Origin of the sequence: Chitinophaga sp. Cy-1792 (assembly GCF_011752935.1) — a bacterium.
GTDB lineage: Bacteria > Bacteroidota > Bacteroidia > Chitinophagales > Chitinophagaceae > Chitinophaga.
Genome location: NZ_VWWO01000002.1, coordinates 406,401 through 419,432 on the forward strand (window position 1 = coordinate 406,401; position 13,032 = coordinate 419,432).

A 13,032-nucleotide genomic window follows, 5' to 3' on the forward strand; every position below is an offset into this window, starting at 1 on the left:
TTGCTTGTGATCTTTCTTCTTTACACACAAACATATTTATATGAAATATACAGGAGGCCATGACGCAGTGATGCAACACGCGCAAAACCATCCCTATCCCATGGAAACGCCCGGATTTGATGTTGCACGTTTTATTGAAAATACAAATAAAACACTCATTCAGCCACAGTGCGGTTGTAACGGAAAGGCGGAGGCTACTCCGGGTAGCGGTGATTGCACTTGCGGTCATGGTGGTACAAAACAATTCGTTTATGTTTCGGGTGATATTATTCCCAGGTTTACTTCACGCAGTTTGGAGAATGAATTTTACCAGGTAGCTGTTACTGACCCTGTCGATCAACACCTGCCATTTTCTTTGATTGCGTTTAAGTATTTACGTGAGCCGCGCAATTTGTATATCGCACGGGAAATGAGTTGGATCTTCCAGGCGTACGGATTCCTGGATATGTACGCTATCAAAGTAACGACCAATCGCTTGTTGAGCGAATTAATCGAATCCATCGCCCCAAACCCGGATAAGATTACATACGATATCTTGATTGGCGAAAAAATGCCCGGCTATTTGAAAGTAAATGCTTTGCAACAATTGCAGTATGTTATGGTAACGCAATTGTACGAAATTACAGCAACCGAATATGTGAAGGGAATTATCAAAGTCATTCGAAAATCCGCTTTAATTGATGGACAAGCAGATAACAGTTTAAGCGAACAGGTAGCCCTTATTTTTTCCAATGCATTGCAACTTATTAAAAACCCGGGCGATGATGAAAAATCACGTGCGTTGAATTTTATCATCTTACGTTATATGGTTTTTTATGTGGAAACATGGGCCATGCAATATAAAAATAAGGATGAGTTTATATTACAACGTGTAAATGCCAACCCGGTGGAAGTATATGGGAATATGAAAATCGTTACCATTGTTTTTACCTATCAAAGCAAAATATCCGCATCAACAGTGCATTATGCTGTTACTGTTGATGTATCCACGGAGTTTCCATTTATTGTAGTGCCGTGGGCAAAATATTATTCTGGTATTTAAGCTTTTTTTTCATCTAAATTTTCAAAATATGAAACTACCTGCATTTAATTCATCAACAGAAATTCCTCGCCATAGTGCAACCTTTTATGGTGGTAGGGCTTTTCAATCTTCCCAGCAAATAGAACCAGCGGGTTGGGGGTTCTTGGAAAAAATTGGCAATACAATTAGCAATACTGCTAAAGATGTAGGTCATGCAGTGAGTGAAACTGCTGAAGGTGTTGTTCATGCAGTTGGTAAAGCTGCTGAGAGTGCTGGTGAAGCATTTCTTAACTTATCCAGTAAGTTTGGTTCTGCAGTGTTGGATGCCGGTTCTTTTTTTGGCAAAGCATCATGCCTCGTAGGACAGGTAGGATCCCAGAAATGGCAATGTTTGAAAGAATGTGGAAATCCTGACAGATTTTGTTTTGCAAAATGCGCGATTATGCCTGGTACTAGTAAGGCAATGGAAAAGTGTTTTGAGTAAGATAGAAAGTTTCAAGTAGATCACTGAAAATAAAAGAGGGAGTTGCATTTTTTTGTGCGACCCCCCTCTTTTGCTTTATTAATATATATTTAGCCTGCCTATTGCACAATCTTATACCTGTAATTCATCATAATCCCCAGATTCGGGAAGGTTTGAGCGGTAGCATAAGGTGTATTGTCCAGGTAGGTGTAGCCCACTTTACTGCTGGTGAGGGTGGTCTGCGTTTCGGAGCTGAAGGTTACCTCGCTTACATAATGCTGACTAGCCAGCCACGGATAAAGTGAATCTGACGGCAATGGATATACGTCTTGCGTTACGGCGCGCATCAGCACCGGATTTGCCAGCATATGCGGGTAAAGCGGATTACTATTGCCGTTGAAAGCAAAGGTATAGTTACGGTCTACCAGATCGCCGCGTTCTACTTTATTTACATACCTGAAGGCAGTGAGTTCTCTGTCTGTATAGGTATATTTGGTATAAAAAGTCATATATACTCCGGGTGGAGATAAAAAGACCGGTTTCTCGCTACCAGCCAGTTTCAGGTGATTATATGTATCTGTGGTGACTTGTATGGTATCATAGCCGGATACGGCGCCATCGCCTCTGTACTTCACGGCATACACGGTCATCATGCCGGATGTCAGTGCCACGGAATCCTTTTGGGTATGCAGCATGTTGCCGCCGATATAGGTCTGGTAATCGGCTGTTTTTACGTAGCCGTTTTCCTGGTAAGTGAAATCGACATAATTCAGAAATTTCCGATAGAACGGAACATATTGCCAGAGCCGTGTTACCTGTTTGGAGGTATTATAAATCAGGCTGTCTTTGGGAGCACCATTTACATAAATAGCGCTTACAAGATAATTACCTGCTGATGGGAGCGGTGGTGCAATGGGCTGCGGCGCCTCATTATTTCCATGTTTACATGCATAGAGAAATGTTGCTACAGTCAACACAATTCCGGCAACCCGTATTGCCGTACTTTTAAATTTCATAGGTTCTGTTTTGGGAAACGAATGTATAAATTTTATGTAGATTTTTAATCATGTATTTAAGTGATTAAAGTTTGTCCAACAATGAAAGAAATAACCCTGACCCGGCAGATGAAACCCATTTTACTTTTCCTGGCCTGCATTTTTATTACCATGTCTGTAAAGCCGGTGGCTCCGGGGCCTGGCAGCGACGCTACTACTATTACGTTCCACCTTCAGCGTGGTAGCAGTTTGTATGTTTCTTATCCCATCAATCATGTACAGGTAAAAGAAATATTACTTGATAAGGTGACGAAGGATTCATCGTTTGCGCTGACTATTCACACAGCGCTGCCGTTTATGTTATTTAGCATGAACAGGTCCTATACATCCTATCTTTTTTATCCGGGAACAGCGTATAGTGCACAGATTAAAAGCGGAGAAACGACCATTGATTTTGAGTGTCAGGATAAGTTGAAGGAAAAGGCGTGTAATTCCCTGAGAGAGCTGGAAGCCGCCACACTGCCTTTTGGTCTTGGTTTTAAGGAGCAGCTCAATCATAACTTATAATGAGTATGCAGCGTGTCCGAAGGTGAGGAGTTATTGCTTAAGCGCAGGGAAGTTGCATGCTGGTTATAATTTGTATCAGCTATTGTTCCTGTGATTCCTCTTCTATATTGACAATTTGGGCTTCTATTTTCATTTGATTAAACGTTTTTCTGCCAAGGTCGGGAGTATAGTAAAAATAAAGTCCTATATCTCCGGGAGCCCTGCCTCTGTTCAGATGCAGCCAGCCTTTAATTTTTAATGAATAGGTTGCGCCGTTATATTGGAACCTCACTGTGTTTTGTATACTGAATCTTCCTGCTGTAATTTCGCCGGCTAGAATAAGGCCAAGGTCTTTTATATAAAAGCTTTCTCTGATACTGAATGTTGCTACCTGTGTCATTAAAATGATTGACTTTTTTTGTTTATTAGCTATTTGCTGTATTCCTTACTGGTAGGTGGTTACAGCGAAATGAGGAAATCTTTTTCTGAACTTCGTATTCTTGAAGATATTATCGTATTCATATCTTTGTAATAATTCCTGCAGTTCTTCGCCTATTTGACCGTTTGCGCCTAAGATAGTCTGCATTGGATATCAGTTTGTAACGGTGATGGATATGGTAAGCTGACTTATTTTGAGTAACAATCTAAGCGAATATATGCTATATTTAGTCACCTAAAATACCTGTAGATGAAATCCAGAATCTGCCTGTTTGTAATGACGCTGCTGCTGGCAGCGCAACCCGGCTATACGCAATCCTGTAACTGTGAAAGCAATTTTAAATGGATGAAGAAAACATTCGAAGAAAATGATGCCGGCTTCAGTTATGTGCTAGATAAGAAAGGGAAAGATGCTTATGAGGTCCATAATCAGCAAATCCTGAAGCGGGTGAAGGCCGCAAAAAGCAATGAAGCCTGTTTGGCAGTGATGACGGACTGGCTGAGGTTTTTCCGCAAGGGACATAGTTATGTACGTTTAACAAAACCCGCTCCTGCAGCCAAGCCGGTGAGCCCTGCCACCTGGGAAATGCAATCAGTCGATACGGTGAAATTCAAGGAACAGCTGAGCCTTTCTAAACAGCCCGGATTTGAAGGTATATGGCATACTGGTGTTTATTCCATCGCTATCATCAGAAAAGGAGATCAGTACATAGGCAGCATTGTATCGGCTGAAGCGCCTACGTGGAAGCCTGGAATGGTGAAACTCAGGATTAATACTGCAAAAGATACATTGAATTCCGTTTATTATATGCGGGATTTCTCAGCAGTCACTTCAAACAAGGTGATGACCCTGGGACGTAATTACCTGCAGCTGGGCAGCACTATCCTCAAACGTACCTATCCGGAGAATTTCAAGGATGATGCAGTTATTACAGAATACTGCAACAGCCTGGGCGCGAGTGTACCTTTTCTGGTGAAACGCAATGATAATACCTTTTATCTCCGTATCCCGTCTTTCGACCGGTCTAACCTGGGAATCATCGACAGCCTGATGAAGGCCAACAAGCAGGAGCTGGTAAAAACCCGTAACCTGATCGTAGATATTCGCGGTAATGGCGGCGGAAGTGACGCTACCTACGGTCCTTTATTTCCATTTCTCTATACAAACCCGATCCGTGGTGTAGGCGTGGAATACTATTCTACCAAATTAAATAACCAGCGTATGCTGGACTTCATCAACAAACCAGAATATGGTTTCGGTGCGGAGGAGAAAGCCTGGGCTAAAAAAGCTTATGACAAGCTGGAAGAACACCTGGGGGAATTTGTAAACCTGAATGGGAGGATTGTTTCCGTGGATACATTGCCGGAGAAATATCCTAATCCGCAGCAGGTAGCCATTATCATCGATGAAAATAATGGAAGTACGGCGGAGCAATTTCTGCTGGAAGCCAAACAGAGCAGAAAGGTGAAGCTGTACGGCGTAACTACTTTCGGGGTGCTGGATATTTCAAATATGTATGAGCAGGTGTCGCCATGCAAAGATATAACGTTGGGTTACTGCCTGACAAGAAGCTTGCGCATCCCTGATTTTACAATTGATGCCAAAGGTATACAACCAGATTATTATATCGACAGGAGCATTCCTTCCTATGAGTGGGTGAATTTTGTGAATGGATTGATGAATGATTAGAGCTGTCTGGAAAATATATTAAAAAAAACGCCGTCTCTGCTCAGCAGAGCCGGCGTTTTTTTAGTACAATGATATTAATGATAGAGGGCTACCGCAGCCTGAATATCTTTCGCTGATAATACGGTGGCGCCGCTGCCGCACTGGCCGCCATTCATAATGGAGCTGGCGTCAGTGCCACCAACACCAGGAACATCTGTGGCGGTAGACTCACCAATGGCAGACCAGTTGGTGTGCCTGAAGGACACGTTATGGCCCATTTCATGGCAGATGGTGCGTGCACGTTGCGCGAAGCTGTTGCCGGCAATATATGATTTGTTGATACGGATAAGATTACCTGCATTTCCTGATGAAGGGAAGGTACCTTGCCCGCATACGCCGCTGCCCAGGTTGTAATTGGTAATTGTTACATCGAATGGAGCACCGGTAACAACTGTCCAATGGATGGTACAGCCAGAAATACCATTCCACTGGGCTATGGCGGAGTTGATTTCAGATGCCATAGATGTCATACTGGTGTCGACGTAAAGCCGGATGTTGGTTACATTGGTAGCCGAAACAAGACTGCCGGTATAATATTGTTCTGTCTTGACTCCACCCGGAACTTCCATGTTTTTCGGGAAGATGATATCTCCTTCCACGATATATTCATTTCCGTTATCAACAATGGTGTGGGCAGGAAATCCGAGTCCGATGATATAACCATGGACTTTAGCTGCCTGTGTGCTTTCGATGGTTGCTGTGCCCGGGGTGTCGGCAGACTTTTTACATGCAGCAAATAATACGGCTAACAGTACAGCGATGGTACATAACATGTTCTTTTTCATGTTTCAATTTTGGTTTAGATGAAGAATGGTATGAGTGTAAAAAAAATGACACTTGCGCTACAGCACTAAATTGCATACAGATACCAGCTGATAACATGTTGTTATCATACGACAGACAGTAATAAATGGAAAATCAATCTATAGGATTTTCGACAGACTCATTTTGTGCTCAGAAAGTGCTGTTAGATGTTGATTATAGGTTAAACTATTGACAGATTTTGGTTATGACAATAATACAAATATTTATCATGTAGAAAAATAATTTTTGTGTTGTCACTGCAGTTTAATTACATACGATATGTGCGGTAGCTGATCTGTATTAGGTTGCCGGAGATAATAGCTGCAAGATAAAAGAGGATATAAAGAAGACGCCGGCTCTGATAAGCAGAGACCGGCGTCTTTTTTCATTTCAATGGCTGATTATAAAATAGCTTTCTGTATTTTCTGGACATCCACATTTCGTATATACGTGGGTATATTCAGGTATTGGCTGTGAAACCCGAAGCCACCCTGTTCCATTTCCCTGATGGCCGCCTCTTTGCTCCAGCCCTGGATTACAATACGGTACATGGCAGTTATTACACCGGTACGATCGCTTCCATGCTGGCAGTGGATCAGTACTGGTTTTGGCGATGTCTGCAAAATTTTCAATGCTGCAATGACTGCGTTATCATCAAACTGTTTTGCTTCCATTTCTACGAGGTAGAGCTGTAAACCGGTATGGCCGCTGGCTTTGGCATCGCTATGGTGCGACCTGAGATTGAGTATACTGGCGATACCGTAAGCTTTCAAGGCTGCAAATCCGCTGCTGTCGGGCTGTGCAGCCCTATACACGCTATCGCTCACTTTGTACAGGTTGCCAACATTACCGATCGCCTGCTTTGTAGCCCAGGTACCGGCCCGTTGTGCGATTGCCTGTTGTAGCGACAATAGCAGCGCTGCCATTAATAAGACCTTTTTCATCAGTAATCAGGATTTTGCTGGCCGGCGATATTAGGATTGGCATTGATTTCATTCAATGGAATCGGCATGATCGTCTTGGTATTGGGATAGGTAATACTGATGGAAGCACCGCCGGTTTTGTATTTGGTGAAGGTCTGCTTCCAGCGGGTGAGGTCGAATAAACGATGTCCTTCGAAGCATAATTCCTTGCGGCGCTCATTTTTGATAATCTTCAGTAAAGCATCTCCGGTGGCTGTTGTTGCCGCAACGCTGCCGAGGGATCGGGTACGGATAACATCCACATCAGCAGCAGCCTGGGCATCTTTGCCCTGCATACTGCGTGCTTCCGCACGGGTAAGATATACTTCTGCCAGCCGAACTACCTTCATACCTTCCAGGTAAGTACTTTTGTTCTGGTATTTGTTGATCAGAATGGCAGGATTTTCTGCACCACTACGTTTACCTTTTACCACAAAGCTTCTGCGGGCATCTGTGGCATCATACTGATTGTACAGGTCATCCGAGGCGAGCATATCTCCATAACTACCACCTTGCAGGCAGAAGTTTACCATGGCATCAGTACCCAGGTTGTCGGTGGTGAGATATAGGATCTCGAAGATAGTTTCGCTATTGTTTTCCAGCTGGAAATCTGTTGCCAGCTTGTCTTTTGCGAGCAGGGAATATTTATTGTCGGTAATAATCTCAGTTGCCAGTCTTTCTGCATCAGCCCATTTACCTTCATATAAATATAAGCGGGATAAGATCGCTTTGGCGCCATACAGAGATATACGGCCTTTGTTGCCACTCAGCGTATAACCTACCGGGGTTGCCGGGATCATGGCAACGGCCTTCACGAGATCTGCTTCTATTTGTGTATATACTTTACCTGCCTGGTCTCTTGCAGGAGAGATAACAGCGCCGGCATCGGCAGTGGTGGTGGTTACTAAAGGTACACCCAGGTGGCTGCCGTCGGCAGTGAAATTATAGGGTTGCGCAAATAATTTCATCATATCGAAATAGGCGAGGGCACGAATGGCATAGGCTTCTCCCATGATCTGCGCTTTCTCTGTGCTGTCGGAAGATCCTACCTGCAATTTATTGCCTGCCTGCAACATCAGGTTGGCATTTACGACTACCTGGTACAGGGTATTCCACATTCCGGATGCATCGCTATTGGTAGCGTTGGTGGTGTAGCTGTCGAATTGCAGGTAGCGCTTTGAGTTGCTGGAGCTGAGGTAGGCATTGTCCGACATCAGGTCGGCAGTTACATACAGCGTACGGCCGTAGTAGTTAACGCCTTTCATCAGGGAGTAGATACCATTCAGACTGGCACGTCCGGAGGCCATATCGATGAAGGTGCTGTTCAGGTCGGTGCTTTGTTGCGGCTGTTTACTGAGGAAATCCTTACTGCAGCTGGTGGCCAGCGTGGCAGCACTGATTGCGGCTATGATATATGATTTGAAAAATAATTTCTTCATTGCTGGTTACGTTTAAATTAGAATCTGAAATCTACACCAAATACGATGGTACGGAAGATAGGCGCACTCTGGTCTGTTTGTCCTTCAATACCCACTTCCGGGTCCACGGTCAGGCGTTTATCTTTCACCCAGGTATAAGGGTTGGTAGCTCTTGCATAAATTCTGGCGGAATTCATTTTGGCATGCTGCATAATGTTTGCCGGCAGGTTGTATGCCAGGGTGATATCACGTAAACGGATGTACGTACCGTCATACAGGAATCGGTCGGAGCTACTTGGAGCGGTGCCTTTGTATACCACTTTAGGTAATTTGTCTGTCTGACCTTTAGCTGTCCAGCGGTTGTCATAATAATAACGGTTCAGTGCAGCGGTAGGTCCGAAGGTAGAGCCGCCATCTGTATAGGTGCTGGTACCCCAGTTATCATAAACTTTATTGCCGAAGCTACCGTATAACTGGAAGCTGAAGGAGAATCCTTTATAATCAAAGGTGTTGGTCATGCCGGCTACGAATTTCGCCAGTGCAGAGCCCTGTTTGTAGCGGACAGCCTTCGTATAGTCATTGGTGGTGGCTGTTTTGGTGGCGTCGGTGTAGAAAAGTGCTTCCCCATTATTAGGATCGGCGCCGGCAAAACCTACCAGGTAGAACTGGTAGTAGTCGCCACCCTGTTCCCTGATATAGGGGCTGCTCACCATCGTGCTTACCAGTTTGGTAATGCTGTTGTTGAGTGTAGAGAAGGTAGCCCGGGTATTCCAGTTAAAACCATTTTTGTTTTTAGATACGATATTATAGGTATTCAATTCCAGTTCTACACCACTGTTGCGAACGGAGCCCACGTTTTTGGTGATGCTGGTAACACCGTTGGTGGCGGAAACCGGCATGTTGAGCAGTAAGGCCGAAGTGACACGGTTGTAATATTCCACGGTACCCTGGATACGATCTTTTAAAATGGCGAAGTCGAGACCGATATTCATCGGTTTGTTTTTCTCCCAGGTAAGGTTATTGTTGCCGTATTGCGTCAGGTAGTAACCCGGACTGTTATTATAGGAACCGGTATTGGTGTACAGTCCTCTTGATGCGAAGTCGGCGATGCTCTGATTACCGTTGGTACCATAGCTGGCGCGCAGGCGCAGCTGTGAGAACAGGTCGATATCTTTCATGAATTCTTCAGACAATACATTCCAGGAAGCGCCCAGCGACCAGAAATTACCATATTTTTTGTCCTGCCCGAACCTGGAAGAACCGTCTCTGCGGAGGGAGGCTGACAGGAAATATTTAGAATGGTAGTTATAGGCGATATTGGAGAAGATGCCTGTGAGTGAGTTGCTGGTAGCAGTATTGGTACCATCTACCAGAACGGCTGCATTGCTCAGCGTGGTGCTGTTAGGGATAAAGTTGGTTTTGGACAGACCTATGTTGGCAGACTGCACAGACTGTGCTTCATATCCGGCAAATGTTTCAAAATGGTGATAGCCCCAGTCGTGCATATAGCGCAGGATGTTGGTGCTTACAAGGCTGAGAGCGCGTTTGGTGGAATAGTCGGCACTACCGCCATTAGAACGTGCCGTACCGATGCCAGCTTTGTTCCAGGTGAGATCTTCGCCATATTCAAAGTCTGCACTGTTCTGATTTTCAAATGTCAGATCGCGGAGGATTTTATATTTCAGGCCGATATTACCCAGGAGGTCGTAGCGGTCGCTCGGGTGCAGGTTTTCCTTTGTAAATGCTACCGGGTTATAGTTGTTGGAGTAGCTGAGGTCATAGGAGCCATCAGGCAGGTATACACGTAGCCATGGTTCATATCTTTTATAAGCTCTCACCGGGTTGGCATTGCTGCCATCATCGCTGACACTGTTCATTTTGGTAACAGTGGCAAGAACGCCTGCTGATAACGAGAGTCGTTCCGTAGCCTGTGCATTTACCTTTGCGTTGAAGTTATAGCGTTTGAAGGCGCTGTTCAGCAGGGGAGACTTGACATCATAATAGCCTGCAGAGAGGAAATAGGTTGTTTTTTCTGTGCCTCCGCTGGCAGAAAGATTGAATTGCTGGTACTGACCGGTTCTGGTCAGCTCATTAAACCAGTTCGTATTCACCGTCGTGTCAATGCCTTGTTTTACCAGTTCAGGTATGAACAGGTTGATGTCTTTTCCGGCATTTACCCAGCTTTCGCGGAAGAGCTCCAGCTGTTCGGTGGTATTCAGTGGCTTGTCATCTTTTGAGTTGATAACATTCGTAAAGCCTGTTTGTGCGGTGGCAGAGAAGCTGGTTTTACCCGCTTTTCCTTTTTTGGTGGTGATGATGACAACGCCGTTTGCCGCGCGGGAGCCATATAATGTGGCAGCAGCAGCGTCTTTCAGTACGGTCATGCTCTCAATGTCATTTGCATTGAAGCTGTTGAGGTCTATGCTGTTCAGCGGGATATTATCTACCACATACAACGGGGAGCTGCCGGCAGTAATAGAACCTACACCACGGATACGTACGTTGGGAGCAGCTCCTGGCTGGCCGGAGCCTTGAGAAACGACTACACCGCTGACATTTCCCTGGAGGTTATCTTCGATATTTGCCCTGGGAGAGCCTTCCAGCTGTTTGGTGCTGAGTGTGCTGACGGACCCGGTGAAAGTAGATTTGCGTTGGGTGCCATACGCTACTACTACCACGTCGTTCAGGCCGGAGACGCTTTTACTCAGTGCGATATTGAGCTTCAGGTTCTCATTGCCTACGGTAATGATTTTTGAATAGTTTTCATATCCGATAGAAGAGACTTCCAGCGTATAGGAGCCATCTTTGATACCATTGAGTGTGAAGTTACCTTCTGCATTGGTGATGGTTGCCTTTTGGGTACCTTTCAGCCGAATGGTGGCGCCGATTACGGATTCGCCATCAGGGCCGGTAATATGGCCTTGTACATCTACCTGGCCCAGTACAGCGGTGGTAATGTTTTTTAATACAGCATTGCCCGCAGGAGGCATCTTCTTCACTACGATGATGTTGCTGTTTACTTCAAAGGTCAGTCCCTGTGCGTTGAGGCATTCTGCCAGCACATCTGCAAATTCTTTATTATGTGCCTGTATGGCTACCGGATAGGTTTTATCCAGCAGGGCTTTGTCGTATACGAAGGCCATTCCGGTTTGTTTGCGGATGTCCTTGAAGATTGCCTGCAATCTGATAGAAGGAGAGGCAATGGTAACTTTCTGTGAATAGCCTTTGGCGCTTACGTGTACGGCCGCAATACAGAGAAAAACAGCAGTCCATTTCATGATCATGAGCAGCTTTAGTGGTACAGGTAACGGCATAGCTTTGCCGTTTAAAAGTAGATTCATACTTTTGAATGGTTTTGGGTTTACGATAAAATGAGTCTAAGCAACTTTCATATCAGCGAATCCTGAAACTTTCGCCGGAAGTAGGTCCAATTACTTCCGGTTTTTTTTCAGTATCACTGATGCATATTATTTTCTTACTATGATGGTGTTTCCTTCGATAGTAAAGTGTGCAGCTTCTGTAGCTTCCAATGCATATAGTATCTGATTTACGTTTTCTTTTCTTGGCAGTGTGCCGCTGAAGGCGGTTGTTGGTAATGGGCCTTCATATTTTATTTCTACATCATACCACCTGGATAGCTGGCGCATAATGGCGATGATACTCACGCCATTGAACCTGAATTCTCCTTCTTTCCAGGCTACTACTTCCTCCATAGAAGGATGTGATACTACCAGGTCTTTTAATTTCTCATCGTAGGCGGCCTGTTCGCCGGGCTGCAGCTGTTTACGGCTATTGGCCGACGTAACGGCAATACTACCTTTAACAAGTGTGGTCCTGACAGGTCCTTCTTCCTGGTATGCCATTACGTCGAAGTCGGTACCCAGCACCTGAATGGCGGTGGTACCGGTTTTTACGATGAAAGGAGTGGTGGAAGGTACTACGTCGAAATAGGCCTGCCCGGTGAGCTCTACGGTGCGGTCGTTTGCGCTGAAAGCTACCGGGTAGCGAAGGGAGGAAACAGCGTTCAGCCATACATGGCTGCCATCAGGCAAAACAACCTGGAACTGTGCTCCCCTCGGCGTGGTGAGTGTATTAAAAGCATGATGGTCGCCTGAAGTGCCTGCATAGCTGATACTGGTGCTGTCCAGCTGAATTACCTGCATACCGGTATGAACAAGGCTGTCATTTTTGTGATGGCCCAGCTCTATGGTGCGGCCATCGGCAAGGGTGAGTATAGCCTTATCGGTACCGGGTTGTATAATTTTTGCGGCAACGGGAGGTGCAGGTTTCCGGTTTAGCAGGAGCAGTGCGGTGCCAGCTGAGATCAGCAGTGCGATGGCCGCCGCCCAGCGCAGGTACTGCTTTTTCTTTGGTAATGGCCTTACTGCCGGAATGGCGTTGCGCATACGTGCGTGCATTTTTTCCGGGAAATCCGGCGGCATCATGAAAATGACGTCATCGCCATCCAGTGCATCATAATACAGGTCCATGACCTCGCTCAGCTCCGCCGGGGCGGCAGATTGAAGCCAGGCTTCAAAAGCCTGCTGTTCTGCTACCGTTTGCGTTCCCTTTACCAGCGATGGTATTAATTTTTTTATCTCTATTATGGTCATGACACTATAGGCCTTTCATGAAAGACGATTCCCAAAAACGAAA

At 45.3% G+C, this 13,032-nt stretch carries 12 protein-coding genes; 4 read left to right on the forward strand and 8 right to left on the reverse strand.

Annotation, left to right across the window (positions count from 1 at the left end; all coding sequences use genetic code 11):
• Window positions 1-40 precede the first annotated feature (40 nt).
• A complete protein-coding gene (locus tag F3J22_RS16000; protein ID WP_167018963.1) occupies window positions 41-1,042 on the forward strand; it encodes a hypothetical protein in 1,002 nt (333 codons plus the stop codon).
• Window positions 1,043-1,070: 28 nt separating this feature from the next.
• Window positions 1,071-1,505: a hypothetical protein gene (locus F3J22_RS16005; protein ID WP_167018964.1), complete on the forward strand. Its 435-nt coding sequence runs from the start codon at window positions 1,071-1,073 to the stop codon at window positions 1,503-1,505.
• A gap of 98 nt (window positions 1,506-1,603) precedes the next feature.
• Here the strand turns inward: F3J22_RS16005 and F3J22_RS16010 are convergent, their stop codons facing one another.
• Window positions 1,604-2,500 carry a hypothetical protein gene (locus tag F3J22_RS16010; protein ID WP_167018965.1) on the reverse strand — a complete coding sequence of 299 codons (897 nt, stop codon included), beginning with the start codon at window positions 2,498-2,500 and terminating at the stop codon, window positions 1,604-1,606.
• An 81-nt stretch (window positions 2,501-2,581) separates the two neighbouring features.
• On the opposite strand from F3J22_RS16010, the gene F3J22_RS16015 reads away from it, so the two are divergent.
• On the forward strand, window positions 2,582-3,046 hold the full coding sequence (locus tag F3J22_RS16015) for a hypothetical protein (protein WP_167018966.1): 465 nt from the start codon (window positions 2,582-2,584) through the stop codon (window positions 3,044-3,046).
• Window positions 3,047-3,125: 79 nt separating this feature from the next.
• Here the strand turns inward: F3J22_RS16015 and F3J22_RS16020 are convergent, their stop codons facing one another.
• Together F3J22_RS16020 and F3J22_RS16025 are read right to left on the reverse strand one after the other, a co-directional pair.
• A complete protein-coding gene (locus F3J22_RS16020) occupies window positions 3,126-3,425 on the reverse strand; it encodes a hypothetical protein (RefSeq protein WP_167018967.1) in 300 nt (99 codons plus the stop codon).
• Between the two features lie 45 nt (window positions 3,426-3,470).
• A complete protein-coding gene (locus F3J22_RS16025; RefSeq protein ID WP_167018968.1) occupies window positions 3,471-3,611 on the reverse strand; it encodes a hypothetical protein in 141 nt (46 codons plus the stop codon).
• Window positions 3,612-3,713: 102 nt separating this feature from the next.
• Between F3J22_RS16025 and F3J22_RS16030 the strand changes: the two genes are divergently transcribed.
• Window positions 3,714-5,153 (forward strand): S41 family peptidase, encoded by a 1,440-nt coding sequence (locus F3J22_RS16030; protein ID WP_167018969.1) that lies wholly within the window; start codon window positions 3,714-3,716, stop codon window positions 5,151-5,153.
• 74 nt (window positions 5,154-5,227) lie between these two features.
• Here F3J22_RS16030 and F3J22_RS16035 read toward each other — a convergent pair whose 3' ends face one another.
• The 5 genes from F3J22_RS16035 to F3J22_RS16055 all read right to left on the reverse strand — a co-directional run bounded on the left by F3J22_RS16035 (window position 5,228) and on the right by F3J22_RS16055 (window position 12,989).
• Window positions 5,228-5,977, reverse strand: coding sequence for a M57 family metalloprotease (locus F3J22_RS16035; protein WP_167018970.1), 750 nt, complete (start codon window positions 5,975-5,977; stop codon window positions 5,228-5,230).
• Window positions 5,978-6,397: 420 nt separating this feature from the next.
• Window positions 6,398-6,940, reverse strand: coding sequence for a dual specificity protein phosphatase family protein (locus F3J22_RS16040; protein WP_167018971.1), 543 nt, complete (start codon window positions 6,938-6,940; stop codon window positions 6,398-6,400).
• Window positions 6,940-8,397: a RagB/SusD family nutrient uptake outer membrane protein gene (locus tag F3J22_RS16045; protein WP_167018972.1), complete on the reverse strand. Its 1,458-nt coding sequence runs from the start codon at window positions 8,395-8,397 to the stop codon at window positions 6,940-6,942. Before F3J22_RS16045 ends, F3J22_RS16040 begins: the two co-directional genes overlap by 1 nt.
• Window positions 8,398-8,414: 17 nt before the next feature.
• Window positions 8,415-11,717, reverse strand: coding sequence for a TonB-dependent receptor (locus F3J22_RS16050; protein WP_167018973.1), 3,303 nt, complete (start codon window positions 11,715-11,717; stop codon window positions 8,415-8,417).
• Between the two features lie 126 nt (window positions 11,718-11,843).
• Window positions 11,844-12,989 (reverse strand): FecR family protein, encoded by a 1,146-nt coding sequence (locus tag F3J22_RS16055; protein ID WP_167018974.1) that lies wholly within the window; start codon window positions 12,987-12,989, stop codon window positions 11,844-11,846.
• Window positions 12,990-13,032: the final 43 nt, after the last annotated feature.

Coding starts and splice junctions, on each gene's coding strand:
- F3J22_RS16000 (WP_167018963.1), top strand. CDS start 41: ATGAAATATACAGGAGGCCATGACGCAGTGATGCAACACGCGCAAAAC.
- F3J22_RS16005 (WP_167018964.1), top strand. CDS start 1,071: ATGAAACTACCTGCATTTAATTCATCAACAGAAATTCCTCGCCATAGT.
- F3J22_RS16010 (WP_167018965.1), bottom strand. CDS start 2,500: ATGAAATTTAAAAGTACGGCAATACGGGTTGCCGGAATTGTGTTGACT.
- F3J22_RS16015 (WP_167018966.1), top strand. CDS start 2,582: ATGAAAGAAATAACCCTGACCCGGCAGATGAAACCCATTTTACTTTTC.
- F3J22_RS16020 (WP_167018967.1), bottom strand. CDS start 3,425: ATGACACAGGTAGCAACATTCAGTATCAGAGAAAGCTTTTATATAAAA.
- F3J22_RS16025 (WP_167018968.1), bottom strand. CDS start 3,611: ATGCAGACTATCTTAGGCGCAAACGGTCAAATAGGCGAAGAACTGCAG.
- F3J22_RS16030 (WP_167018969.1), top strand. CDS start 3,714: ATGAAATCCAGAATCTGCCTGTTTGTAATGACGCTGCTGCTGGCAGCG.
- F3J22_RS16035 (WP_167018970.1), bottom strand. CDS start 5,977: ATGAAAAAGAACATGTTATGTACCATCGCTGTACTGTTAGCCGTATTA.
- F3J22_RS16040 (WP_167018971.1), bottom strand. CDS start 6,940: ATGAAAAAGGTCTTATTAATGGCAGCGCTGCTATTGTCGCTACAACAG.
- F3J22_RS16045 (WP_167018972.1), bottom strand. CDS start 8,397: ATGAAGAAATTATTTTTCAAATCATATATCATAGCCGCAATCAGTGCT.
- F3J22_RS16050 (WP_167018973.1), bottom strand. CDS start 11,717: ATGAATCTACTTTTAAACGGCAAAGCTATGCCGTTACCTGTACCACTA.
- F3J22_RS16055 (WP_167018974.1), bottom strand. CDS start 12,989: ATGACCATAATAGAGATAAAAAAATTAATACCATCGCTGGTAAAGGGA.